This is a genomic window from Rugamonas violacea (assembly GCF_016461825.1).
Taxonomy (GTDB): domain Bacteria; phylum Pseudomonadota; class Gammaproteobacteria; order Burkholderiales; family Burkholderiaceae_D; genus Rugamonas.
This window is the reverse complement of record NZ_JAEMNU010000037.1, coordinates 1-22,404: the sequence shown is the minus strand read 5'-3', so window position 1 is coordinate 22,404 and position 22,404 is coordinate 1. Positions and strand designations below refer to the sequence as shown.

Below are 22,404 nucleotides of genomic sequence, written 5' to 3'. Positions count from 1 at the left end.
GTCTCGCTTTCGTTCATCGCCATCTCAATATTCCCGTATCCACTGCACGTCGGTCTTCAAACCGGCCGGCTGGCGCCAGATCAGCGCCTCGGCGTCCAGCGCGGCGCGGTCCAGCCGCACCCGGCTGCGCACCAGGAAGTAGTCGCTCTTACAGCTCACATCGACTTTCGCCCGCAGCACATGTTGGCCCAGCAGCGCCTGAAAATCGCTCGTGTTCTTGCAAATGGCCCGCTTGCGGGCGCTCACCACGACGCTCGCCTCGGCCAGGGAAAAATTGTCCACCAGCGCGGCGAGCAGCTCGGCCGAGGCGGTGTTCAGATTGATCGCGGTCGGCTGCGGCAGCACGATCACCAGCTCGCGCAAGCGCTCGACCGACTGCGGCGTGAAGCCCGGCAGCGCCAGCAGATCCTCGACCCGCAGCGGCGCCATCGGCTCCTTGCCGGCGGGGGTCACCAGCGGCGCCTGCAGCGACTGGCTGCGCGCCACCTCATCGGCCACCGCCTGCGCCAGCGACGGGTCGAGCTGCTGGTTCTGCAACAGGCGGCTGAACACCATCCGCTGGCCCTGGTTGACCGCCCTGTTGGTGGCAAGGTTGGCGAGATTGTAACGCGACTGGGCGTCGATAATCTGGCCCGACAAGGTGGCGTCGAACTTTTCCCCTTCGACCCGCTCGCGCTCGACATAGTCGTCGAGCCGCGTCTCGGCCAGCGGCGTGGCCCAGACATCCTGGTCCGAGGTCCAGAACGGGTGGTCCTGGCCGTCCTGGCGCAGAATCAGCCGGGTCCAGTCGAGCGCGCCGCGCATGATCCATTTGGTCTGCAGGTGCAGGCGCTGGTTCTCCATCGAGCGCACCTGCACCTGCTGCTGCCAGAACAGGCTGGCGACGATGGTCACCGCCAAGGTGGTCAGCAGCAGCGCCGTGATGACCGCCACGCCGCGCTGGCGCGACGCGCGCGCAAGGGGCCGGTGCGGGCGTTTCATAGGCCCCCCAGCAGGAAGTTCTTGACCAAGCCGGTCTGCTGGCCGGCCAACAATAACGTCACCTCCAGCCCGGCGGGGCCGGCGTTGCTGTTGGTATTGGACAGCGCGGCCTGCTTGGCGCCTGTGCTGGTCGATTGCCAGCCGCCGCTCTGCCACAGGCGCAGCGTGATGCCGGCCACCTCGGTTTGCAGGGTCACCGCCGGCGCCGGATCGGCGTCGCTCAGCGCGGCCTGCCACAGCGAGTCCAGCTCGCTCAGCTCGCGCGTGCCGTTCGACTCGCGCCGCGTCAGCACGCCGTCCTTGACGCGGTAGGACACCACCTGCAGGCGCGACGGTTCGTTCTCGGCCAGCACGGTGCGCACCAAGGTCAGGCGGTCGTTTTGCGCCAGCAGGTTGGCGCGGTTGCGCAGCGCGCCCGGCTCGGCCAGGTGCTCGCCGTCGCTTTGCATCTGGGCGAAGGTCAACTGCATGCGGCGGGTCTGCTCCATCTGCGCGGTCAGCGCCTGGCGCGAACGGATGATGCCGTCCAGGCCGCGCCAGCCCAGCACGGCGACGATGGCCAGGATGGAGATCGCCACCAGCAGTTCGATCAGCGTGAAGCCGCCCCGCCGCGGCATGGCGCGCCTCATTGGTTCAGCACCAGTTGCACCAGCTTGATGATGCGCCGCTCCGGGTAGGCCTGGTCGTAGACGCTGACCTCGACCCGGCGCAGGCGCGGGTTGGGACTGACGATGACGTCCTGCTCGCAGACCAGCTGCATGTCGCCCTGCGGACAGGCGAAGCTCTGCTTGCCCACCGCCGGGAACACCTTGTCGAGGCGGATCTGCACCAGCCGGTTCTCGGCCGACCAGGTGGCCATCATGGCGGCGCGCAGGCCGTCACTGTTCTGCGTCAGGCTGCCGACGGCGCGCAGCGAGGCGCCCAGCGCGGTGCCGACGATGACCAGCGCCACCAGCACCTCGAGCAGGGTGAAGCCGCGCGCGCGCCGGCTGGATGGATGGGGGACAGGTCGCATGTCAGTCGACGCTGAAGTGGCCGACACCGTCGGCGCGGATGGCCACGCTGCCGTCGTCGCCGGCCAGGGTCAGCACAAAGGGCTTGTCGACCGGCTCGCGGCCGAAGGTGATGCGCAGCGGCGCGCCGGGCAGGCCGCTGGGCGGATCGAGCAGCAGGTTCAGCGGGCCGTGCTTGAAGGCGCGCTCGCGCAGCAGGTCGTCCTGCGCCGGCTGCCACTGCTGCTCGTTGCGGATCAGGAAGCGGTAGCGCTCCGGCTCGGCCTCGAAGGCGATCAGGCGGTTGCGCACGATGGCCTCGTCACGCGCCAGTTGCAGCAGCAGCGCGATGCGCTGCGCCTCCTGTTGCAAGGCCTGGTGCTGGCTGGGCAGCGCGTTGAGCGAGACCAGGCCCAGCGTGACGCCGAAGATGACCATCACGACCAATAGCTCGATCAGCGTGAAGGCCCGTTGGCGGCCATTCGGGCGGCCGGTGCGCATGGTGGACGGTTCCGCTCGACGGCGCGCGGGGCTTAGATGTCCCAGGAGCCGATGTCGGCATCGTCGCCGACGCCGCCCGGCTGGCCGTCGGCGCCCAGCGAGAACACGTCGACCTCGCCCTTGATACCCGGCGAGAGGAACTGGTAGGGGTTGCCCCAAGGATCCTTGGGCATTTTTTCCAGATAGCCGCCGGCCTTCCAGCCGTTGGCCGCCGGACCGGCGGTCGGCTTGCTCAGCAGCGCCTGCAGGCCCTGCTCGGTGGTCGGGTAGCGCTGGTTGTCCAGCTTGTACAGTTTGAGCGCCTGCATGACGGTCGAGATGTCGACCTTGGCGGCGGCGATCTTCGACTCGCCCGTGCGGCTGAGCAGCTTGGGCACCACCAGCGCGGCCAGCACGCCCATGATGACCACCACCACCATGATTTCGATCAGCGTAAAGCCGCGCGCGATACGACGTGGAATAGACAGTTTTTTCATAGAAGGGCGGCAATGATGGTTGAATTGAAATGAGGGGAGAGTATAAGGCCGAACCATCGCGGCGGCCAAGGTGCGACGTGCATTTTGCGGCGCACATACTTAAAGGCGGCTTAATGGCGCCAACATGGCGTCAATTTAGCCGCTTTTATGACAAGCGCGTGACGCGGCGCGGGCCGGCGGCGCGCCGCCGCCGCCGGGCCTGGCCTTAATCGCTTAATCGCGCTTGCGGGCGATGCCGTTGATGCGGGCCAGCGCGCCCTCGTTGCCACCGGCGGCGTGCTTGCTCGACACCGGCGCCAGCGCCTTCAGTTGCGGCGCGTCCTTGACGAAGGGGACGATGCCCAGCGCGGCGTCGATCTCGTGCGGGTACACCAGGTAGCCACGGGTGATCACCGCCGCCACCTTGCGCACGTCGCCGATGTCGCGGGTCGGGTCGCCGTCGACCAGCACCAGGTCGGCCAGCTTGCCCGGCGCGATGCTGCCGCGCTCATGGCTGGTGCGGGTGTAGATCGCGCCGTTCTTGGTGGCCACCTGCAGCGCCTGGGCCGGCGTCAGGCCGGCCTTGACCAGCATGACCAGCTCGGCCTGCAGGGTGAAGCCGGCCAGCTCGTCGGTGCCGGCGACGATGGGCACGCCGGCGCGGTACAGGATGCCGACGAACTGCACCATCTTGGCGTAGGACTGCTCGTAGCGCTTCAGCGTGGCGGCGTCGGCGATCTTCATGGTGCCGACCGAGAAGCCGCGCCGCACGTCCGGCGGCATGTGTTCGGCGATCGGCGCGAAGGGCTCGTTCATGTCGCCGTCGCGCTGCTTGAGGAAGGCGAAGGTGGCCAGGGTCGGGTCGATGGCGATCTTCTTCTTGGCCAGGGTGGCGACGAAGTCCTTGACCGGCTTGGACTGGAAGTCCAGCCCGGCCACCTTTTCCGACGGCAGGATGAAGCGCTGCAGGGTGCGCGTTTCGGTGGTCGGCGTGACCAGGAAGTTCAGCATCACCTGGTTGATGTGCTGGATCTCGTCGTAGCCGGCGTCGATCGCCTGCTGCGCGCGCAGCCCGGCCGGCACGTGGCCGGAGACGCGCATGCCGCGGCTGTGGGCGTAGGCCACGGTCTCCTTGAGGATGGCGTGCGGGAAGGAGTTGTAGATCTTCAGCTGCGGATAGCCGTGCTCGGCGTACCAGTCGATGGCGTTCTTGGCCTGCGCCAGATCCTTGATGACGAAGCCGCCGTTCGACGAGTACGGGCTCTCGCCTTCGAGGAAGCCGGCCGGCACCACCTGCGGCGCCAGCAGCTTGCCGTCGCTGGTCTCGTCGAGCATCAGCTGCAGCTGGGCGTTGTCGTTGCCCATGTCGCGCACGCTGGTGACGCCGGCCGCCAGGTTCAGCGCGCCGGACCAGCGGTCGACGTGGCCGTGCATGTCGAACAGGCCGGGCAGCAGCACGCGGCCGGCGGCGTCGATCTCGTTGACGGCGCCGCGCACCGGCGCGCCGGCCGGCAGCACGGCGGTGATGCGGCCGCGCAGCACGTAGACGTCGGACGGCGCGCCCAGGGTCGCCTTGTCGCTGTCGAACACGCGGGCGTTGCGCACCACCGTCAGGCCGCTCAGCGGATGCTGCAGCTGGGCGGCGACATCGGCCAGCATCTTGCTCTCGGCGGCCTTCTGCCGCTCGGCCATGGCCGGCACGTTGGCCTGCCAACCCTGCTCGAGGATGTTGGCGAAGCCGGGGATGATGACGCCGAACAGGCGCGGCGTGGCGCCGCCGGTGGCCCACATGAACGACGGCGACAGGCCGATGCCGGTCTGCGCCAGCAGTTGCACGGTCTGCGTCTTGCCGTCGGCGCTGCGCACCTCCATGCTGTCGAGGACGCGCTGCGCCAGCGTGCCCGAGGGCAGCAGCGGCAGCTTGCCGCCCGGCGCCGCCGCCAACGCGGTGATGGCGGCCGAGCCGACCTCGAAGGAGCTGTTCAACGGCACGTAGGCGGCCGGGCCGCTGACGGTTTTCTGGCCCTGCTCGGAGGTCGACTTCCAGCTGGCCAGGTCGCCCTTGCGCTCGAAGCGCTCGTCGACCACGGCGCCGAAGGTGGAGTTGCCCTTGACGGCGTACTCGGTCATGGTGCCGTCGGCGCCGACGCGGAACTGCTCCGTCAGTTCGGGGCCGCGGCCGTTGTCCTTGTAGATGAAGCGCACCTTGGTCAGGCCGTCGTCCTCGCGCTCCACCACTTGCTGGCCGATCTGCTTGCCGTTCTCGGCGATGATCAGGAAGGTGGTGGTGCTGGCGGCCTGCGCCGGCGCGCCGAACGCGGCGGCGACGGCCATGGCCAAGGCCAGGGGTAGGGCGGGAAGTCTGCTCATCTTCAAGTTCATCTCCTTATGGGTGATTGCACGGCGGGACTACGGAACGACGGATGCGGCGGCCGGGCCCGGACGGTGCGCGGCGGGATCGGATTCTGGAACATGCTAACAGGGTCTTGCCAAAGTGTCAGCTTTGCCTTCAGCGGGCGCCGGCGGCGGCGCGCGCGGCGCACACCGGGCAGTCGTCGTTGCGGCCGATGGCGATGCTGTTCCACTCCATGTGCAGGCCGTCGAGCAGCAGCAGGCGGCCGGCCAGCGACTGGCCGACGCCCATCAACAGCTTGAGCGCCTCGGCCGCCTGCATGGCGCCGACCACGCCCACCAGCGGCGCGAACACGCCCATGCTGGAGCAGGCGACGTCCTCGAAATGCTGGTCTTGCGGGAACAGGCAGGAGTAGCAGGGCTGGGCGCCGCCGCGCGGGTCGAACACGCTGACCTGGCCGTCGAAGCGGATCACCGCGCCCGACACCAGCGGCGTGGCCGCCGCCACGCAGGCGCGGTTGACGGCGTGGCGGGTGGCGAAGTTGTCGCTGCAGTCGAGCACCACGTCGGCCGCCGCCACCAGCCCGGCCAGGCGGGCGTCGTCGACGCGCTCGACCAGCGCCAGCACCTCGATCTCGGGATTGATCGCCAGCAGCGTGGCGCGGGCCGACTCGGCCTTCGGTTGGCCGACGCGCGCCGTGGTGTGGGCGATCTGGCGCTGCAGGTTGGTCAGGTCGACCAGGTCGTCGTCGACCAGGGTCAGCCGGCCGACCCCGGCCGAGGCCAGGTACATGGCGGCCGGCGAGCCGAGGCCGCCGGCGCCGACCACCAGCGCGCGCGCGTCCAGCAGCTTCTGCTGGCCCTCGATGCCGATCTCGTCGAGCAGGATGTGGCGCGAGTAGCGCAGCAGTTGGGCGTCGTTCATGTCCTCATTCGCAAAGACTGCGCGGCCGGCGCGCGGTTACGGGGGCGGCTGTGTTGGACCGCAAGGCGCCGGGGATGCCGGCCAAACCCGGCGGCGAAGAGCCGGGGTCAGACCCCGCGGGTCTGACCCCAGTTTGCGCCCTTGGGCTTGGCCGGCGTCCCACGGACGCGGCAGGCGGCTACTTCTTGGCCGGCGCCTTGTCGGCCTTATCGGCCTTGGCGGCCTTATCGGCCTTGGCGGCGGCCGCGGGCGCCGGCTTGGCGTCGACCTTGCCGTCGACCTTGGTCTCGGCGGCGACGGCGGTGCCGGTCTCGGCCTTGGCCAGCTTCAAGGGCAGGCCCTTGAAGTGGTTCAGCGCCTGCGCCAGCTGGAAGTCGTCCTTGGCGCCGAACTCGAAGGGCTTCTGCTTGCGGGCCAGGGCGGCCAGGCGCTGCTCCTCCTCCAGCTCGTCGTGGCCGGCCGCTTTGGCCGGCGCGCCCTCGCCCTTGTCGTCGTCGTTGTTCAGATGTTTTTGCAGATCGGCCTCGCGCACGCGCAGGCTGTTCAGGCCATCGCCGTCGGCCGTCTCGTCGACCAGCAGGTCGGGCACGATGCCCTTGGCCTGGATCGAACGGTTGTGCGGCGTGTAGTAGCGCGCCGTGGTCAGCTTGACCGCCGTGTCCGGGGTCAGCTGGCGCAGGGTCTGCACCGAGCCCTTGCCGAAGGTCTGGCTGCCCATGATGATGGCGCGCTTGTAGTCCTGCAGCGCGCCGGCGACGATCTCCGAGGCCGAGGCCGAACCGGCGTTGACCAGCACCACCATCGGCACGTCCTTCAACGCCGCCGGCAGCTTGGCCAGCGGGTCGGCGCCCTTGTTGGGGGCGTAGAACTCGCGGCGGCCGTAGAAGGTCTCCTTCGAGGTGGCCAGCTGGCCGTTGGTCGAGACGATCACCGCGTCCTTCGGCAGGAAGGCGGCGGCGACGCCGATCGCGCCCGGCACCACGCCGCCCGGATCGTTGCGCAGGTCGAGCACCAGGCCCTTCAGGTTCGGCTCCTGGGCGTACAGCGCGGCCAGCTTCTTGGCCATGTCCTCGACGGTGGGTTCCTGGAACTGCGCGATGCGCAGCCAGGCGTAGCCCGGCTCGACGATCTTCGCCTTGACGCTCTGCACGCGGATCTCCTCGCGCACGATGCTCAAGGTCAGCGGCTTGTCGAGGTCCTTGCGGGTGATGTTGAGCACCACCTTGGAGCGCGGCTCGCCGCGCATCTTCTTGACCGCCTCGTCCAGGTTCAGGCCCTTGATGGCGGCGCCGTCGATGCGGGTGATCAGGTCGCCGGCCTTGATGCCGGCCTTGAAGGCGGGCGAATCCTCGATCGGCGAGACGACCTTGATGTAGCCGTCCTCCATGCCGACCTCGATGCCGATGCCGACGAACTTGCCGGCGACCGCCTCGCGCATGTCGCGGAAGGCCTTCTTGTCGAGGTAGACCGAGTGCGGGTCGAGCGAGGCGACCATGCCGCTGATGGCCTCGGTGAGCAGCTTCTTGTCGTCGACCGTCTCGACATAGTCGGACTTGATCAGGCCGAACACGTCGGACAGCTGGCGCAGCTCCTCGAGCGGCAGCGGCGAAGGCAGGCCGCCGGCCTTTTGGGCGCTGGCGGAGAACTGCAGCGAAGCCGTGATGCCGGCCACCATGCCCAGGCCGATCAGGCCCAGGCTTTTGACTTTGTTGCCCATGTTGTGTATCCGCGCTCCGCTGTGCTGTGCTTGGTGTGCTTGCTAAAACTTGACCCAGGTGGCGGGGTCGAACGCCCGGCCCTGGTGGCGAAGCTCGAAGTATAAACCCGATTCCTCGTTGCCGCCGCTGTTTCCGGCGCTGGCGATGGCGTCGCCGCCCTTGACCACCTCGCCGGCCCGTTTCAGCAGGGTCTGGTTATTGCCGTAGATGCTCATGTACTGGCCGCCGTGGTCGACGATGATCAGGTTGCCGAAGCCGCGCAACCACTCGGAGAACACCACCCGGCCGGCGGCCACGGCGTGGATGTCGCTGCCCTCGGCGGCGCGGATGAACACGCCCTTCCAGCTCGGGCCGTCGCCGCGCTTGGCGCCGAAGCGCGCCGCCAGCTTGCCGGCCACCGGCGCGCGCAGCTGGCCGCGCAGGCCGGCGAAGGCGCCGTCCGGCGCGGCCGGGGCCAGCGCCACGTCGGCGGCGCGGGCCGGCGCGCGCACCGGCTCTTCTTTCGGTTCGGGCTTGGGCTCGGGCCGGGTCTCGGGCTTGTGCGCCAGTTTCGGCTCGTCGGCGTCGATCGGCTCGGGCCTGGCCGGCGGCGCCGGCTTGACGCCGCCGGCCTTGGCGGCCTTGTCGGACTTGTCGGCCTTGAGGCGGGCCAGCCGTTCGCGTTCGGCCTCGGCCGCCTTGGCGCGGGCCAGCAGGCGGGCCTCCTGTTCGGCCTTGGCCTTGGCCGCCTTGGCGGCGGCGACCTGCTCCAGGCGGCGCTTCTCGGCGGCGGCGGCCAGCGCCTGCTCCTGCACCAGCTTGGCCAGCTTGTCGACCAGGCCGGCCATGCGCTGCTCGTCGCGCTCGACGTTGCCGGCCTCCTTGCGCTGCGCCACCAGGCGCTTCGACAGGGTGCTCAGCAAGGCGGCGCGGCGGCCCTTCTCCTGCTCCAGCAGGGCCTTCTGTTGCAGCTCCTCCTGGGCGATTTCGGCCAGCTCGTCCTTGGCGTTCTGCGCCTCGGCCTGGTTGTTCTCGACCGCCCGCAGGTTGGCGCGCAGCGCGTCGAGCAGGCGCGCCTGCGCCTGCGACACGTAGGCCATCATCTGCAGGTCGCGGTTGATGCGGTTCGGGTTGTCGCCCGACAGCAGCAATTTGATGCGGTCCTCGTTGCCGGCGACGTATTGCTGGCGCAGCAGCTTGGCCAGCTGTTTCTTTTGTTGCTCGACGGTGGAGACCAGGCGCGCCCGCTCGGCGCCCAGCTGGCCCAGCTTGACGTTGGTCTCGCCCTGCTCGACGGCGAGCTCGCGCAGCGCCCGGTTGGCGTTGGAGATCGCCCCCTCGGACTCGGCCAGCGTGTCGGCGGCGTTGTCCTTGGCGCTCTCGGTCTGGCTGATGTCGCGCTTGAGCGCGCTCAGCTTCTGCTGCAGGCCGGCGTGCTCGGCCTCGGCGGCCGCCTTTTGCTTGCTGCGCTCGGTGGCCTTGGCGGCGGCTTGGGCGCCGCCGCCGGCGACCGCCAGCAGCAGGCACAGCAGGACGGCCGCGCGGCGGCCGGTGATGCGGGAGGGAAGGAAGGGCAAAACTTACTTGGCCTTCCCTTGGTTGGCCACGGCGGCCTGGGCGGCGGCGATGGCGGCGGCGTCGCCCAGGTAGTAATGGCGGATCGGCTTCAAATCGGCGTCCAGCTCGTACACCAGCGGCTGGCCGTTGGGGATGTTGAGGCCGACGATGTCGTCGTCGCTGATGCCGTCGAGCATCTTGATCAAGGCGCGCAGGCTGTTGCCGTGGGCCGAGATCAGGATCTTCTTGCCGGCGCGGATGGCCGGCGCGATCTCCTCGTCCCAGGCCGGCATGACGCGGGCCACGGTGTCCTTCAGGCATTCGGTCAGCGGGATGGCCGACTGCGGCAGGGTGGCGTAGCGCGGGTCGCCGGACGAGGCGCGCGCGTCGTCGGCGGCCAGCGGCGGCGGCGGCGTGTCGTAGCTGCGGCGCCAGACCAGCACCTGCTCGTCGCCGTACTTGGCCGCCGTCTCGCCCTTGTCCAGGCCCTGCAGGGCGCCGTAGTGGCGCTCGTTGAGGCGCCAGTCATGCTTGATCGGCAAGTACATCATATCCATCGCGTCGAGCGACAACCAGAGCGTGCGGATGGCGCGCTTGAGCACCGAGGTGTAGGCCAGGTCGAAGGTGAAGCCGGCCGCCTTGAGCACCTGGCCGGCGGCGCTCGCCTCGGCGACGCCCTTCTCGGTCAGGTCGACGTCGGTCCAGCCGGTGAAGCGGTTCGACAGGTTCCAGGTGGACTCGCCATGGCGCATGAATACGATTTTATACATGAGGCTATCTTCAAAAGGTGATTTAAGGAAACTAGTGGACAAACATCGGTCAAACGAATGCGGTTGCAGAACTCTTCCAGCTTCTATTTTATAATGCGCGCATTGACTTAAACCATTGGATCCCCGTGAAATTCTTCATTGACAATATTTTTATCCTCGCCATCGTGTTGTTGTCGGGCGGCGCCCTGCTCTGGCCGGTGCTGACCCAGCGCGGCAAACGCGCCTCGGCGCTGGAGGTGACGCAGTTGATCAATCGCGGCAAGGCGGCCATCGTCGACGTGCGCGACGCCAAGGATTTCGCCGACGGCCACCTGCCCGACGCCAAGAACATCCCGCTGGCCGAGCTGGCCACCCGCATCGGCGAACTGGACAAGTTCAAGAGCAAGAGCGTGATCGTGGTCTGCCAGAGCGGCGCGCGCGCCGCCAAGGCCGCCAAGCAGTTGCAACAGGCCGGCTTCGCCGAGGTGCTCAACCTCGACGGCGGCGTCAGCGCCTGGAAGAGCGCCGGCCTGCCGATCGCCAAATAAGCCGACGAAACGAACCAGGAGCCGCCATGACCGCCCACGTCACACTGTATAGCACCGCCGTTTGCCCCTATTGCGTCCGCGCCGAGCGCCTGCTCGAAGCCAAGGGCGTGACCGCGATCGAAAAGATCCGCGTCGACCTCGATCCGGAACAGCGCGTGCTGATGATGCAAAAGACCGGCCGCCGCACCGTGCCGCAAATCTATATCGGCGACACCCATGTCGGCGGTTTCGACGATTTGTATGCGCTCGATCAAGCCGGCCGCCTCGAGCCCTTGTTAAAAGGATAAACGGCACCAAATAACGACGCGAGGGCAGAAATAGTTTGAATTTATATTGGTTTTGATACAATTGCCCTCGCGTTTGATTTGAGCCGTCGAAAAGCCCAGCGCAAGCCCCCAACCTGAGCGGCCCCGCCGCCTGTTTCCAATATAACGAAAGCGTTCCATGTCCGACGAAAACCTGCAACCAGTCTTCCAAATCCAACGCGTCTACCTGAAAGACATGTCGCTGGAACAACCGAATTCCCCGGCTATTTTCTTGGAGCAAGAAGCCCCGACCATCGAAGTGGCACTGGACGTCGGCGCCGAGCCCCTGGCCGAAGGCATCTTCGAGTCGACCGTGACCATCACCGTCACCGCGAAAATCAAGGACAAGGTCGCCTTCCTGGTCGAAGGCAAGCAAGGCGGCATCTTCGAGGCGCGCAACATTCCCGCCGAACAACTCGACCCGCTGCTGGGCATCGGTTGCCCGAACATCGTCTACCCTTACCTGCGCGCCAACATCGCCGACGTCATCACCCGCGCCGGCTTCCCGCCCGTGCACCTGGCCGAGATCAACTTCGAAGTGTTCTACCAGCAACGCCTGCAAGCCGTGGCCGACGCCGCCAAGGCCGCCGCACCGGCGGACGGCGCAGCGACCCACTAAGCAGCAAGCAAGCAACACCGACACGCCGCGCCCTGCGCGCTGTCGCGCCCGAAGGCCGCCCCCGGCCTTCGGGCTTTATTCACTTGAGCAAGGCAGGCAATGACATTTCCCCGTTTGATCGCAGGCATCACCCTCTTGCTGGCAGCGGCGGGTAGCCAGGCGTTCGACTACAAGACGGTGGGCGCCGCCCCGGCCATCCTGTACGACGCCCCCTCGACCAAGGGCGGCAAGCTGTTCGTGGTGCCGCGCGGCGCCCCGCTGGAGGTCGTGCTGACCTACGGCGAATGGGTCAAGGTGCGCGACTTCAGCGGCGAGCTGGCCTGGACCGAGGCCAAGGGCCTGTCCAACAAACGCAACCTGGTGGTGCGCAGCGCCGGCGTCAAGGTGCGCGCCACGGCCGACGAGGCCGCCGCCGCCGTGTTCAGCGTCGACAAGGGCGTGCTGCTGGAACTGGCCGAACCGGCCAACGGCGCCGTCTGGATCAAGGTGCGCCACCGCGACGGCCTGGTCGGCTACGTGAAAAATACCGAGGTCTGGGGCCTGTGACACCCCCGGCGATATGCAACAATGTTGCCATCGCCCATCACCGCCACACCACACCATGTCTGACTCCCCCCTGAAGCAAGGCGGCGCGCGCCGCCGCATCACCGTGCTCGGCGCCGGCGCCTGGGGCACCGCCGTGGCCATCGCCCTGGCCCAGCGCCACGACGTCCAGCTGTGGGGCCGCAACGGCGCCGTCATGGCCGCGATGGCGGCGGCGCGCGACAACCAGGCCTACCTGCCCGGCTGCCCCTTCCCGCCCGCGCTGGCCGTGGCCGGCGACTTCGCCGCCGCGCTGGCCCACGCCCACGGCGCCGGCGCGCTGCTGATCGCCGCCTGCCCAGTGGCCGGCCTGCGCCCGTTGCTGGAGCAGCTGAAGGGCCGCGCCATCCCCAACATCGTCTGGCTGTGCAAGGGTTTTGAATACGACACCGGCCTGCTGCCGCACCAGATCGTCCAGCAGGTGCTGGGCGACACGGTGGCCGGCGGCGCCCTGTCCGGTCCCTCGTTCGCGCAGGAAGTGGCGCGCGGCCTGCCCTGCGCGCTGACCATCGCCTCGGACTCGGCGGCGCTGCGCGAGGACGTCGTCGCGGCCGTCCACGGCGGCAACATCCGCGTCTACTCCAGCACCGACCTGGTCGGCGTCGAGGTGGGGGGCGCGGTGAAGAACGTGCTGGCCATCGCCACCGGCGTGGCCGACGGCCTGGGCCTGGGCCTGAACGCGCGCGCCGCGCTGATCACCCGTGGCCTGGCCGAGATCACCCGCCTGGGCAGCACCCTGGGCGGCCAGGTCGAGACCTTCATGGGCCTGACCGGCATGGGCGACCTGATCCTGACCTGCACCGGCGACCTGTCGCGCAACCGCCGCGTCGGCCTCGGCCTGGCCCAGGGCAAGCCGCTGGCGACCATCGTCGGCGAGCTGGGCCATGTGGCCGAGGGCGTGCCCTGCGCCAAGGCGGTGCGCGAGCTGGCGCGCGGTTTGGGCGTCGACATGCCGATCACCAACGCGGTGGCCGGCGTGCTGTTCGACGGCGACTTGCCGCAGGCCATGGTGGCGCGGCTGCTGGCGCGCGATCCGCGCGACGAGATGGCGCCGGGCCTGGCGGCGGGCGGCGGCGCCAAGTAAACCAGTGCGGCGCCTGCCGGCCCGGCCGGCGCCCTGCCGGCGCGGCATGGGTCCCCGCTGGCGCGAGGACGACAGGCTACTCTTCGGCCGGCTCGTCCTTGGTCTCGCGCATCCAGCCGACCAGCGCGAAGGCGTCCCGCATGCCGCTGGCGATCTGGCCGACCAGCTGCTCCGGCTGGTTCAACTGCAGGTCGACCTCGGTCCAGACGAAGAAACTCTTCAGCTTGATGTACTCGATGTGCTCGGCATCGGCGTCGAAGCCCTTGGGCGGACGCATCAGCTTGCCCTCGTTCTGGATGTCGCCGTAGGTGGCGCGCAGGCGCTTGTTCTTCAGCACCTTGCCGAAGCCGGCGGCGTCGTCGACCATGTGCTGGCGCAGCGCGCGCAGGCGCGGCGGCGGCGGCATGTACTCGCCGGCGCCGAACAACAGGTGGCCGGCGCCGTCGATCTGCATATAGTAGGTCGGCCCGCCGGCCTTGCTCGGCCGGCGGATGTCGTTGGGCGCGATGGCGGCCGAGAAACGCGTCTTGTAGGGGCTCTTGTCGTTGGCGAAGCGGACGTCGCGGTTGATGCGGAACATCGCCTTCTTCGGATTGCAGAACTTGACGGCCGGATCGAACTTGCCCAGCTCGACGATCAACTGGGTCACCACTTCGAGAAACTCTTCGCGCAGGATGTCGTAGCGCGGCTTGTTCATGATGAACCAGGGACGGTTGTTGTTGTCGGACAGTTCTTTGAGGAATTGGGTCAGGTCGCGCAGGTGCATGTGGTGGTCCGAATTTGAGAAATGGTAGGGGCGCCGGCCGGCGGCGCGGCGCCTCGCGGCGCCTATTTTGTGTTGGCGGGCCGCTTGCCGACGGTGATGTCGAGGGTGGTCTCGCGGCTCTTGCGCAGCACCGTCATTTTAGCTTTTCCGCCCGGCGTCAGCTGGGCGATGAGGTTGAGCATCTCGTTGGTGTCGAGCACCGGCTTGCCCTCGACCGTCAACAGGATGTCGCCGGGCTTCATGCCGCCCCGGTCGGCCGGGCCGTTGCGCACCACGCCGGCGATGATGGCGCCGCTCCGCCGGTTCAGGCCGAAGCTGTCGGCCAGCTCGGGGGTGATCTCCTGCGTCTCGACGCCGATCCAGCCGCGCACCACGTGGCCGGACTGGATGATCGCCTCCATCACCGACTTGGCGGTCGAAACGGGGATGGCGAAGCCGATGCCGACCGAGCCGCCGCTCTGCGAATATATCGCCGAGTTGATGCCGAGCAGGTTGCCGTTGGTGTCGATCAGGGCGCCGCCGGAGTTGCCGAAGTTGATCGCCGCGTCGGTCTGGATGAAGTTCTCGAAGTGGTTGATGTGCAGGTTGTTGCGCTTGAGCGCGGAGATGATGCCCATCGTCACCGTCTGGCCAACGCCGAAGGGGTTGCCGATGGCCAGCACCACGTCGCCGACCTGGGCCCGCTCGGCCTGGCCCAGCGCGATCACCGGCAGCCTGTCCAGCGCGATCTTGATCACCGCCAGGTCGGTGTCCGGGTCGGTGCCGACCACGCTGGCGGCGGCCTTGCGGCCGTCGGCCAGCACCACCTCGATCTCGTCGGCGGCCTCGACCACGTGGTTGTTGGTCAGGATGTAACCCTGCGGGCTGACGATGACGCCCGAGCCCAGGCTGGACTCGTCGTCCTCGTCGCCGTCGCCGCGCTCGCCGAAGAATTTCTTGAAGAAGGGGTCGCGCAGCAGCGGATGCTTGCCGCGCTTGGGCGCCTTGCTGGTCAGGATGTTGACCACCGCCGGCATGGCGCGCGCGGCGGCGGCGCGGTAGGAACCGGGCGCCGCCGCGCCGACCGCCTCGCTCAGCTGGGCGCCGCCGGGGCCGCCGAGCTGGCGCAGCTGGCTCAGCGGCGCGCCGGCGCCGGCCGGCGAGCGCGGCGCCAAGGCCGTATAGACAAAATACAGCGCCAGGACGACGGTCACCGTTTGCGCAAACAATAACCAGAGTCGTCGCATAGCCTTGCCAACAGAGCGCCCTTGACGGGCTTATTTTTTCAGGGAGTCGCGGATTTCGCGCAGCAGCACGATGTCTTCCGGCGTGGCCGGGGCCGGCGCGGCGGCCGGCGCCTCCACCTTGCGCGCCTTGTTCATCAACCGCACCATCTGGAAGATGATGAAGGCGAGGATGACGAAATTCAGCAGGATGGTGGCGAAGTTGCCGTAGGCCAGCACCGCCCCCAGCTTCTTCGCTTCGACCAGGCTCAGCGCCGGATTCTGGCCGTTCAGCGGCAGGTAGTAGTTGGCGAAGTCGAGGCCGCCGAACAGCCGGCCGATCGGCGGCATGATGATGTCCTGCACCAGCGAGTCGACGATCTTGCCGAAGGCGCCGCCGATGATCACGCCGACGGCGAGGTCGACCACATTGCCCTTCATGGCGAATTCTTTGAATTCCTGCATCATTGCCATCTATACACTCCTACGACCTGTGGTCATTTGTAAACAAACTTGCGTCTGGATCATACTATTTTTTCAATTAGAATCCAAACACGCCAGGCGCCTGCGTTTTCGCCTCGGATTTACGCTATAAATTTGACTTATATCAAATTTGGCAGGTGGTGTCCGCTAGTAGGGCTGAACTCGTCAAATTTCAAGGGAAAAAAGGCCTGGAAATCGCACCAATTATGGCCATTGCAACGTTTTTTCTTTATATCGCATCACGCTTCACCTATAATTTAAGGTTGCTAGGAGTCCGGTTAACACTTCTTAACGGTTTTGCATTTTGTGCATTTTGACTGATTGGGGTTTGTATGAGTAACGAAAAGCAGGTCGATTCCGGCCGACGTGGGCTGCTCGTCGCCACGTGCGCGGCGGGTGGTGTGGTCGGTTTAACCACTGCAGGAACCTTGGTAAGTACTTTCCAGCCGTCTGAGCGGGCCAAAGCGGCCGGCGCGCCGGTGGAAGTGGACATCTCCCACCTGAATCCGGGCGAGATGATGACGGTCGAATGGCGCGGCAAGCCGGTCTGGATCCTCAAGCGCACGCCGGAGATGGTCGCCTCGCTGAAACAGACCGACGGCAAGGTCGCCGACGCGGACTCCAAACGCAACCCGGAGGAATTCACCCCGGAATACGCCCGCAACGAACACCGCTCGATCAAACCGGAAATCCTGGTCGCCGTCGGCATCTGCACCCACCTGGGTTGCTCGCCGTCGTCGAAATTCACCCCCGGCCCGCAGCCCTCGCTGCCGGACGACTGGGCCGGCGGCTTCCTCTGCCCCTGCCACGGTTCGACCTTCGACATGGCCGGCCGCGTCTTCAAGAACAAACCCGCACCGGACAACCTGCAAGTGCCGCGCCATATGTACGCCGGCGACAGCAAGCTGGTCATCGGTCGTGACGAGAAAGGCGAGGCATAATCATGGCGGCTTTCAAAGAGACCAAATTCCCGGCCGACGCGCCGGCGGCACAAAAGGCGCTGGGTTGGGTCGACGACCGCTTCCCGCTGACCAAGCTGTGGAACGACCAATGGGGCAAGTACTACGCGCCGAAAAACTTCAACTTCTGGTACATCTTCGGCTCGCTGGCCATGCTGGTGCTGGTGCTGCAGATCGTCACCGGCATCTTCCTGACCATGCACTACAAGCCGGACGCCACGCTGGCCTTCGCCTCGGTCGAGTACATCATGCGCGAAGTGCCGGCCGGCTGGCTGGTCCGCTACATGCACTCGACGGGCGCCTCGGCCTTCTTCATCATCGTCTATCTGCACATGACGCGCGGTCTTCTGTACGGTTCCTACCGCAAACCGCGTGAACTGATCTGGCTGTTCGGCTTCGCCATCTTCCTCTGCCTGATGGCCGAGGCCTTCTTCGGCTACCTGCTGCCGTGGGGTCAGATGTCGTACTGGGGCGCCCAGGTGATCGTCAACCTGTTCGGCGCCATCCCCTTCATCGGCCCCGACCTGTCGCTGTGGATCCGCGGCGACTACGTGGTGTCCGACGCCACGCTGAACCGCTTCTTCGCCTTCCACGTGATCGCCATCCCGCTGGTCCTGCTGGGCCTGGTCGCGGCGCACTTGATCGCGCTGCACGAAGTCGGTTCGAGCAATCCCGACGGTATCGAAGTGAAGGAAAACCTGGGTGCGGACGGCCATCCGCTCGACTCCATCCCTTCCCACCCCTACTACACGGTGCACGACCTGTTCGGCGTCTCGATCTTCCTGCTGATCTTCAGCGCCGTCGTGTTCTTCGCGCCGGAAATGGGCGGCTACTTCCTGGAATACAACAACTTCCTGCCGGGCGACTCGCTGAAGACCCCGCTGCACATCGCGCCGACCTGGTACTTCACGCCGTTCTACTCGGTGCTGCGCGCCACCACCGCCGACTTCATGTACGTGCTGATGGTCGCCGTCGCCGCCTATGTGGTCTTCGTCTGGCTCAAGTCGCGCCTGTCGAGCATGGTCAAGACGGCCATCGCCGGCATCGCCCTGCTGGCCATCGTCGGCATGCTGCCGCAGGTGCTCGACGCCAAGTTCTGGGGCGTCGTCTTCTTCGGCGGTTCGGTGGTGATCCTCGCCTTCCTGCCGTGGTTGGACCACTCGCCGGTCAAGTCGATCCGCTACCGTCCGGACTGGCACAAATATGTCTACCTGGTCTTCGGCATCTCCTTCCTGATCCTCGGCTACCTGGGCACCCAGGCGCCGACCGAGACCAAGACCATGGTGTCGCAGGTGTGCACCCTGATCTACTTTAGCTTCTTCCTGCTGATGCCATGGTGGAGCACGATGGGCAAGTTCAAGACCGTGCCGGATCGCGTGACGTTCCATCCGCACTAATCGACGACCAGCTCAAGCACACAAAGGACATCACATGAATTTTGCTAAGAAATTGCTCGCCATCGTAGCTTTGCTGCCGGGTCTGGCGTTCGCCAACGAGGGCGGCCATCCGCTCGACAAGGCGCCCGACCGTTCCAACAACATGGCCGCCCTGCAGCACGGCGCCAAGCTGTTCGTCAACTACTGCCTGAACTGCCACAACGCCTCGTCGATGCGCTACAACCGCCTCAAGGACTTGGGCCTGAGCGACGCGCAGATCAAGGAAAACCTGCTCTTCACCGGCGAAAAAGTCGGCGAGATGATGACCACCAGCATGAGCGCGAAAGACGCCAAGGCCTGGTTCGGCGCCGTTCCGCCCGACCTGTCGGTGATCTCGCGCGCCAAGTCGTCCGGCGCCGGCACCGGCGGCGACTACCTGTACACCTACCTGCGCACCTTCTATCAGGACCCGGCCCGGCCGACCGGCTGGAACAACCTGGTGCTGGAGAACGTGGCCATGCCGCACGCGCTGTGGGAACTGCAGGGCATCCAGACGGCCAAGTTCGACGAGGTGGCCGATCCCCACGAGCCGGGCAAGAAGATCCACAAGTTCGGTGGCTTCCAGCAGGTCAAAGCGGGCAGCTTGAGCAAGCTCGAGTATGATACCGCCGTGGCCGACCTGGTTGGCTACATGGAATGGATGGCCGAGCCGGCCCAGCAGACCCGCAAACGCATCGGCGTGGCGGTGGTGCTGTTCCTGGCCCTGTTCGCCCTGCTGGCGTGGCGTCTGAACGCCTCGTTCTGGAAAGAAGTCAAATAAGTGAGGGCGCCGGCCAGTCCGGCGCCTGTTTTGCGTTGCCCGCGTTGGCGGGTGCGGTCTGGGGTGATCCGTTCGCGGCTTCACCCCCTTTGTTTCTAAGGAACTATAAAAATGATGGTTCTCTATTCGGGTACAACCTGCCCATTTTCCCAACGCTGCCGCCTGGTCCTGTTTGAAAAAGGCATGGACTTTGAAGTGCGCGACGTCGACTTGTTCAACAAGCCGGAAGACATCTCGACCATGAATCCCTACGGCCAGGTGCCCATCCTGGTCGAACGTGAACTGATCTTGTACGAATCGAACATCATCAACGAGTATATCGACGAGCGCTTCCCGCATCCGCAACTGATGCCGGCGGACCCGCTGATGCGCGCCCGCGCCCGCCTGATGCTGTTCAACTTCGAAAAAGAGTTGTTCGTCCACGTACACGTGCTCGAGTCGGAGCGCGCCAAGGGCAACGACAAGAGCCACGACAAGGCGCGCGCGGAAATCCGCGACCGCCTGACCACGCTGGCGCCGCTGTTCCTGAAGAACAAGTACATGCTGGGCGACGAGTTCTCGATGCTCGACGTGGCCGTGGCGCCGCTGCTGTGGCGCCTGGACCACTACGGCATCGAACTGTCGAAGACGGCCGCGCCGCTGATGAAGTACGCCGAACGCATCTTCTCGCGTCCGGCCTACATCGAAGCGCTGACCCCGTCGGAAAAGGTCATGCGCCGTTAAGCAATGCCGGCCGCGCCGCGCGCGGCCGCACGGCGCAGCACCGTCTCACTTGAAGCATCGGCGCGCCCGCCCCGGCGGCGCGCCGCGTTCGTCTCACTAGCCCCACCGATCATGCCCGACATCTCAACCAAGCCCTACATGCTGCGCGCCATCTACGAATGGTGCACCGATAGCGGCTACACCCCCTATCTGGCCGTCAAGGTCGACGCCTCCACCACGGTTCCCATGGAATACGTGAAAAAGGGCGAAATCGTCCTCAACATCAGTTTCGGCGCCACCTCCGGCCTGAAGATGGACAACGACAGCATCCGCTTCCACGCCCGCTTCGGCGGCGTCTCGCGCGAAATCTACGTGCCCGTCAACAACGTGCTGGCCATCTACGCCAACGAAAACGGCCAAGGCATGGCCTTCGAGCCGCAAGCGGGCGGCGGCGAGCCGGCCGAACAGCCCGAAGCGAGCGCGCCGGCGCCGGCGTTGGCGGCCGTGCCGAGCAGCCAGGGCGAGCCCAGAAGCGAGGCTGCCAGCGGCCCCGAGGGCGACGACGAGCCGCCCAAAAAGGGCGGCCGGCCCACCCTCACGCGAATTAAATAGCGTATAATTCGCCCCGTACAAGTTTCGCCGACTTAGCTCATTTGGTAGAGCAGTTGATTTGTAATCATCAGGTGGCCAGTTCGAAACCGGCAGTCGGCACCAGGAATATGCAGCAATATCAAAGGGTTACAGGATTTCTTCCTGTAACCCTTTTATGCTTCCGATGCTGTTTAATATCTTATGTAGGCACCATGTAGGCAAATCCAGCACATTCCCAAAACAACTGTATGAATATACAGTGCTTGGTATTTGAATTTGTGGCACTATATGAAATCTATGGATTTAAGTGTTAACGTTCTTCGAAGGAGGGAGCTATGGCATATTCAGCAATGAGCGTTGCTAATGCCTTCGTGAAACGAGCGAAGGAAGGCAAGATTCGGAATCTCACTCCGATGAAGCTGCAGAAGTTACTTTATTACCTCCAGTCATGGCACTTAGTTCGTCATGACGAGCCTCTTATCGATGACACCTTCCATCGTTGGACATACGGTCCAGTAATTCCGTCGCTCTATTATGAATTTAAGGAGTACGGTGCCCAGCCTATTGGGACTTATGGGGGGCATCTGGCGATGCGAGACGGCGCCTATACTCGTGTGCGCACTATCGTGGGCGACAGCGATGAAGATACTTGGAGTCTTATCGACGAGATTATTCGTGTATATGGTGATTATTCTGGAGCGCAACTGTCTGCAATGACCCATGCCCCAGATTCGGCTTGGTGCGTATCAGGTCCGGATGATGGCGGTGCTATCGAAAACGAGTCAATGAAGCAGTGTATTCTCCATTCACCTCATTTCCAATCGGGTCTAGCTGAAAATGAGTGAGCCGCAATCGGTGTCTAAAGAAACGCCGGTTCCTCTGCACTCAACTCCAACCATCGAGGAGACCGCATGCGAGCCTCCTCAGTCAAAGCCAAAACGTACTCGTAAGCCGTCAAAAGCTGGAGCTATACCTGCTGGAGCTCCCACTCAAGCTGAGCTCGCCAAGCAGGTGGAGGTGCCATCTGATGAAGATGTGCCGCCCCCGAACAAGAAGCGATACTCTGAAAAGTATATTGAGGAGGATGTGCAAGACTCCCAAGCCAATCGCGATATGCGGCAACAATATGCGGGCAAGGCTTACGGATTAGCTTGGGACAGTATTACGTTTTTATTTGCACTTGTCGCTGGCAATGCTGTCTGGGCAGCTATTTCAGGCAAACAAGTCATCAGCGACCAACTTTTGTTCGCATTGATAACCGGCGTCACGGTCAATGTGCTTGCGGCCTTCTTAGGCGTTATTCGCGGTCTGTTTCCAAGCGCGAATAAAAAGCCTAAACGCGGGAAAAGATAAACACGCTATCACGCTGGCTTCACGACGCCCAGGATGTTCGCCCGCGATACTGCATACATCCGAGCCAGCGCGCTGACGCTCTCACCAGCGGTGTACTTCGCGATGATGTCGGCCCGCTGTTCTGCCGTGGTCTTGGAAGGACGGCCCAGCGTCTTGCCTTCGCTCTTTGCGCGAGCCAGGCCGGCTTGTGTGCGCTCTACCAGCAAATCCCGCTCCATCTCAGCCACCGCCGCCAACATGGTCATCATCATCTTGCCGGCCGGCGACGTCAGGTCCAGCTTGCCCAACTGCAGCACGATGACGGCAATCTTGCGCGCGGCCAGCAGCTTGACCGTAGCGCCGACATCCTGCGCATCGCGGCCCAGGCGGTCCAGCTTGGCCACCACCAGCGTTTCGCCATTGCGAATCTGCGCCAACAACGCGGCGAACTCTGGACGCTCGCTGGCGCTGGTCTTGCCGCTGATGGTGTCCGCGTACCAGTAATCGACCTGGTGGCCAGCCGCTTCGATTTCCATCTTCTGGTTGTCGGCGGTTTGCTCTTTGGTGCTGACGCGGCCGTATGCGAAGGTTGCCATGTATTTCTCCGGTTAAGACTGTTAGAAAACACTGTTAGAATATACTGGACTGTTAGAAATAGCAATCCCTATATTTCCAACATGGATAATCATTCCCTTTCATGGGTGTTGGAAATCGTTCGTTTTCTAACACCCATCTCGGTAGTTGTCAACAAAGTTGTCGCGTCACTTCATGCAGCCAGCTTCACTAATTCAGGTTCAGCCCGTTCCGGATTGAGCCAAACCTCGTC

General features: G+C 65.3%; 26 protein-coding genes and 1 tRNA gene. 13 read left to right on the top strand and 14 right to left on the bottom strand.

Annotated elements, in window-relative coordinates; translation table 11 throughout:
• Positions 1-24: 24 nt before the first annotated feature.
• The 10 genes from gspK to gpmA form a co-directional block, all read right to left on the bottom strand.
• Positions 25-981, bottom strand: coding sequence for a type II secretion system minor pseudopilin GspK (gspK, locus tag H7U20_RS07750; RefSeq protein ID WP_199519021.1), 957 nt, complete (start codon positions 979-981; stop codon positions 25-27).
• Positions 978-1,598 (bottom strand): PulJ/GspJ family protein, encoded by a 621-nt coding sequence (locus H7U20_RS07745; RefSeq protein WP_199519020.1) that lies wholly within the window; start codon positions 1,596-1,598, stop codon positions 978-980. The genes gspK and H7U20_RS07745 overlap by 4 nt, the downstream gene beginning before the upstream one ends.
• Positions 1,599-1,606: 8 nt before the next feature.
• Positions 1,607-1,996 (bottom strand): type II secretion system minor pseudopilin GspI, encoded by a 390-nt coding sequence (gene gspI / locus H7U20_RS07740; RefSeq protein ID WP_199519019.1) that lies wholly within the window; start codon positions 1,994-1,996, stop codon positions 1,607-1,609.
• Between the two features lies 1 nt (position 1,997).
• Positions 1,998-2,474, bottom strand: coding sequence for a GspH/FimT family pseudopilin (locus H7U20_RS07735; protein WP_199519018.1), 477 nt, complete (start codon positions 2,472-2,474; stop codon positions 1,998-2,000).
• Between the two features lie 32 nt (positions 2,475-2,506).
• A complete protein-coding gene (gene gspG / locus H7U20_RS07730) occupies positions 2,507-2,950 on the bottom strand; it encodes a type II secretion system major pseudopilin GspG (RefSeq protein WP_199519017.1) in 444 nt (147 codons plus the stop codon).
• A gap of 213 nt (positions 2,951-3,163) precedes the next feature.
• Complete coding sequence (locus H7U20_RS07725; protein WP_199519016.1) at positions 3,164-5,299, bottom strand: amidohydrolase family protein; 2,136 nt, start codon at positions 5,297-5,299, stop codon at positions 3,164-3,166.
• 139 nt (positions 5,300-5,438) lie between these two features.
• Entirely contained in the window at positions 5,439-6,206 is a 768-nt protein-coding gene (locus tag H7U20_RS07720) for a HesA/MoeB/ThiF family protein (protein ID WP_199519015.1), read from the bottom strand.
• A gap of 178 nt (positions 6,207-6,384) precedes the next feature.
• Positions 6,385-7,923 (bottom strand): S41 family peptidase, encoded by a 1,539-nt coding sequence (locus H7U20_RS07715; RefSeq protein WP_199519014.1) that lies wholly within the window; start codon positions 7,921-7,923, stop codon positions 6,385-6,387.
• A gap of 42 nt (positions 7,924-7,965) precedes the next feature.
• Positions 7,966-9,435 carry a murein hydrolase activator EnvC family protein gene (locus H7U20_RS07710; protein WP_199758870.1) on the bottom strand — a complete coding sequence of 490 codons (1,470 nt, stop codon included), beginning with the start codon at positions 9,433-9,435 and terminating at the stop codon, positions 7,966-7,968.
• 48 nt (positions 9,436-9,483) lie between these two features.
• Entirely contained in the window at positions 9,484-10,230 is a 747-nt protein-coding gene (gpmA, locus tag H7U20_RS07705) for a 2,3-diphosphoglycerate-dependent phosphoglycerate mutase (protein WP_199519013.1), read from the bottom strand.
• Between the two features lie 125 nt (positions 10,231-10,355).
• Here gpmA and H7U20_RS07700 point away from each other — a divergent pair, with 125 nt between their 5' ends.
• The 5 genes from H7U20_RS07700 (at position 10,356) to H7U20_RS07680 (ending at position 13,347) form a co-directional block, all read left to right on the top strand.
• Positions 10,356-10,757: a rhodanese-like domain-containing protein gene (locus H7U20_RS07700; protein WP_199519012.1), complete on the top strand. Its 402-nt coding sequence runs from the start codon at positions 10,356-10,358 to the stop codon at positions 10,755-10,757.
• 26 nt (positions 10,758-10,783) lie between these two features.
• Positions 10,784-11,044: a glutaredoxin 3 gene (gene grxC, locus H7U20_RS07695; RefSeq protein ID WP_199519011.1), complete on the top strand. Its 261-nt coding sequence runs from the start codon at positions 10,784-10,786 to the stop codon at positions 11,042-11,044.
• Positions 11,045-11,201: 157 nt separating this feature from the next.
• The gene (secB, locus tag H7U20_RS07690) at positions 11,202-11,681 is read left to right on the top strand and encodes a protein-export chaperone SecB (protein WP_093385378.1); all 480 of its coding nucleotides are present in this window, start codon (positions 11,202-11,204) and stop codon (positions 11,679-11,681) included.
• A 99-nt stretch (positions 11,682-11,780) separates the two neighbouring features.
• On the top strand, positions 11,781-12,227 hold the full coding sequence (locus H7U20_RS07685; RefSeq protein WP_199519010.1) for an SH3 domain-containing protein: 447 nt from the start codon (positions 11,781-11,783) through the stop codon (positions 12,225-12,227).
• A 55-nt stretch (positions 12,228-12,282) separates the two neighbouring features.
• The gene (locus H7U20_RS07680; protein WP_199519009.1) at positions 12,283-13,347 is read left to right on the top strand and encodes an NAD(P)H-dependent glycerol-3-phosphate dehydrogenase; all 1,065 of its coding nucleotides are present in this window, start codon (positions 12,283-12,285) and stop codon (positions 13,345-13,347) included.
• A 76-nt stretch (positions 13,348-13,423) separates the two neighbouring features.
• Here H7U20_RS07680 and H7U20_RS07675 read toward each other — a convergent pair whose 3' ends face one another.
• The 3 genes from H7U20_RS07675 to mscL form a co-directional block, all read right to left on the bottom strand.
• The gene (locus tag H7U20_RS07675) at positions 13,424-14,113 is read right to left on the bottom strand and encodes a DUF2461 domain-containing protein (RefSeq protein WP_199519008.1); all 690 of its coding nucleotides are present in this window, start codon (positions 14,111-14,113) and stop codon (positions 13,424-13,426) included.
• 62 nt (positions 14,114-14,175) lie between these two features.
• Complete coding sequence (locus tag H7U20_RS07670; RefSeq protein WP_199519007.1) at positions 14,176-15,339, bottom strand: trypsin-like peptidase domain-containing protein; 1,164 nt, start codon at positions 15,337-15,339, stop codon at positions 14,176-14,178.
• Positions 15,340-15,369: 30 nt separating this feature from the next.
• Complete coding sequence (mscL, locus tag H7U20_RS07665; RefSeq protein ID WP_304621716.1) at positions 15,370-15,789, bottom strand: large conductance mechanosensitive channel protein MscL; 420 nt, start codon at positions 15,787-15,789, stop codon at positions 15,370-15,372.
• Positions 15,790-16,130: 341 nt separating this feature from the next.
• Here mscL and petA point away from each other — a divergent pair, with 341 nt between their 5' ends.
• The 8 genes from petA to H7U20_RS07625 all read left to right on the top strand — a co-directional run bounded on the left by petA (position 16,131) and on the right by H7U20_RS07625 (position 21,599).
• Positions 16,131-16,739: a ubiquinol-cytochrome c reductase iron-sulfur subunit gene (gene petA / locus H7U20_RS07660; RefSeq protein WP_199519006.1), complete on the top strand. Its 609-nt coding sequence runs from the start codon at positions 16,131-16,133 to the stop codon at positions 16,737-16,739.
• A gap of 2 nt (positions 16,740-16,741) precedes the next feature.
• Positions 16,742-18,154 (top strand): cytochrome b, encoded by a 1,413-nt coding sequence (locus H7U20_RS07655; RefSeq protein WP_199519005.1) that lies wholly within the window; start codon positions 16,742-16,744, stop codon positions 18,152-18,154.
• Between the two features lie 34 nt (positions 18,155-18,188).
• The gene (locus H7U20_RS07650) at positions 18,189-18,953 is read left to right on the top strand and encodes a cytochrome c1 (RefSeq protein WP_199519004.1); all 765 of its coding nucleotides are present in this window, start codon (positions 18,189-18,191) and stop codon (positions 18,951-18,953) included.
• 111 nt (positions 18,954-19,064) lie between these two features.
• The gene (locus tag H7U20_RS07645) at positions 19,065-19,676 is read left to right on the top strand and encodes a glutathione S-transferase N-terminal domain-containing protein (protein ID WP_017877976.1); all 612 of its coding nucleotides are present in this window, start codon (positions 19,065-19,067) and stop codon (positions 19,674-19,676) included.
• A gap of 111 nt (positions 19,677-19,787) precedes the next feature.
• A complete protein-coding gene (locus H7U20_RS07640) occupies positions 19,788-20,267 on the top strand; it encodes a ClpXP protease specificity-enhancing factor (RefSeq protein ID WP_199519003.1) in 480 nt (159 codons plus the stop codon).
• Positions 20,268-20,293: 26 nt separating this feature from the next.
• Positions 20,294-20,369: transfer RNA gene (locus tag H7U20_RS07635), tRNA-Thr, on the top strand.
• Positions 20,370-20,581: 212 nt separating this feature from the next.
• Positions 20,582-21,091, top strand: a complete 510-nt coding sequence (locus H7U20_RS07630) for a Panacea domain-containing protein (RefSeq protein WP_199519002.1) — start codon at positions 20,582-20,584, stop codon at positions 21,089-21,091.
• On the top strand, positions 21,084-21,599 hold the full coding sequence (locus H7U20_RS07625; protein WP_199519001.1) for a hypothetical protein: 516 nt from the start codon (positions 21,084-21,086) through the stop codon (positions 21,597-21,599). Before H7U20_RS07630 ends, H7U20_RS07625 begins: the two co-directional genes overlap by 8 nt.
• An 8-nt stretch (positions 21,600-21,607) precedes the next feature.
• Here the strand turns inward: H7U20_RS07625 and H7U20_RS07620 are convergent, their stop codons facing one another.
• Positions 21,608-22,174: a recombinase family protein gene (locus H7U20_RS07620; RefSeq protein WP_199519000.1), complete on the bottom strand. Its 567-nt coding sequence runs from the start codon at positions 22,172-22,174 to the stop codon at positions 21,608-21,610.
• Between the last annotated feature and the right edge of the window lie 230 nt (positions 22,175-22,404).

Excerpts from the sequence above, each read along its gene's own strand:
- gspK (WP_199519021.1), bottom strand. The coding sequence starts at position 981 with ATGAAACGCCCGCACCGGCCCCTTGCGCGCGCGTCGCGCCAGCGCGGC.
- H7U20_RS07745 (WP_199519020.1), bottom strand. The coding sequence starts at position 1,598 with ATGCCGCGGCGGGGCGGCTTCACGCTGATCGAACTGCTGGTGGCGATC.
- gspI (WP_199519019.1), bottom strand. The coding sequence starts at position 1,996 with ATGCGACCTGTCCCCCATCCATCCAGCCGGCGCGCGCGCGGCTTCACC.
- H7U20_RS07735 (WP_199519018.1), bottom strand. The coding sequence starts at position 2,474 with ATGCGCACCGGCCGCCCGAATGGCCGCCAACGGGCCTTCACGCTGATC.
- gspG (WP_199519017.1), bottom strand. The coding sequence starts at position 2,950 with ATGAAAAAACTGTCTATTCCACGTCGTATCGCGCGCGGCTTTACGCTG.
- H7U20_RS07725 (WP_199519016.1), bottom strand. The coding sequence starts at position 5,299 with ATGAGCAGACTTCCCGCCCTACCCCTGGCCTTGGCCATGGCCGTCGCC.
- H7U20_RS07720 (WP_199519015.1), bottom strand. The coding sequence starts at position 6,206 with ATGAACGACGCCCAACTGCTGCGCTACTCGCGCCACATCCTGCTCGAC.
- H7U20_RS07715 (WP_199519014.1), bottom strand. The coding sequence starts at position 7,923 with ATGGGCAACAAAGTCAAAAGCCTGGGCCTGATCGGCCTGGGCATGGTG.
- gpmA (WP_199519013.1), bottom strand. The coding sequence starts at position 10,230 with ATGTATAAAATCGTATTCATGCGCCATGGCGAGTCCACCTGGAACCTG.
- grxC (WP_199519011.1), top strand. The coding sequence starts at position 10,784 with ATGACCGCCCACGTCACACTGTATAGCACCGCCGTTTGCCCCTATTGC.
- secB (WP_093385378.1), top strand. The coding sequence starts at position 11,202 with ATGTCCGACGAAAACCTGCAACCAGTCTTCCAAATCCAACGCGTCTAC.
- H7U20_RS07685 (WP_199519010.1), top strand. The coding sequence starts at position 11,781 with ATGACATTTCCCCGTTTGATCGCAGGCATCACCCTCTTGCTGGCAGCG.
- H7U20_RS07680 (WP_199519009.1), top strand. The coding sequence starts at position 12,283 with ATGTCTGACTCCCCCCTGAAGCAAGGCGGCGCGCGCCGCCGCATCACC.
- H7U20_RS07675 (WP_199519008.1), bottom strand. The coding sequence starts at position 14,113 with ATGCACCTGCGCGACCTGACCCAATTCCTCAAAGAACTGTCCGACAAC.
- H7U20_RS07670 (WP_199519007.1), bottom strand. The coding sequence starts at position 15,339 with ATGCGACGACTCTGGTTATTGTTTGCGCAAACGGTGACCGTCGTCCTG.
- mscL (WP_304621716.1), bottom strand. The coding sequence starts at position 15,789 with ATGGCAATGATGCAGGAATTCAAAGAATTCGCCATGAAGGGCAATGTG.
- petA (WP_199519006.1), top strand. The coding sequence starts at position 16,131 with ATGAGTAACGAAAAGCAGGTCGATTCCGGCCGACGTGGGCTGCTCGTC.
- H7U20_RS07655 (WP_199519005.1), top strand. The coding sequence starts at position 16,742 with ATGGCGGCTTTCAAAGAGACCAAATTCCCGGCCGACGCGCCGGCGGCA.
- H7U20_RS07650 (WP_199519004.1), top strand. The coding sequence starts at position 18,189 with ATGAATTTTGCTAAGAAATTGCTCGCCATCGTAGCTTTGCTGCCGGGT.
- H7U20_RS07645 (WP_017877976.1), top strand. The coding sequence starts at position 19,065 with ATGATGGTTCTCTATTCGGGTACAACCTGCCCATTTTCCCAACGCTGC.
- H7U20_RS07640 (WP_199519003.1), top strand. The coding sequence starts at position 19,788 with ATGCCCGACATCTCAACCAAGCCCTACATGCTGCGCGCCATCTACGAA.
- H7U20_RS07630 (WP_199519002.1), top strand. The coding sequence starts at position 20,582 with ATGGCATATTCAGCAATGAGCGTTGCTAATGCCTTCGTGAAACGAGCG.
- H7U20_RS07625 (WP_199519001.1), top strand. The coding sequence starts at position 21,084 with ATGAGTGAGCCGCAATCGGTGTCTAAAGAAACGCCGGTTCCTCTGCAC.
- H7U20_RS07620 (WP_199519000.1), bottom strand. The coding sequence starts at position 22,174 with ATGGCAACCTTCGCATACGGCCGCGTCAGCACCAAAGAGCAAACCGCC.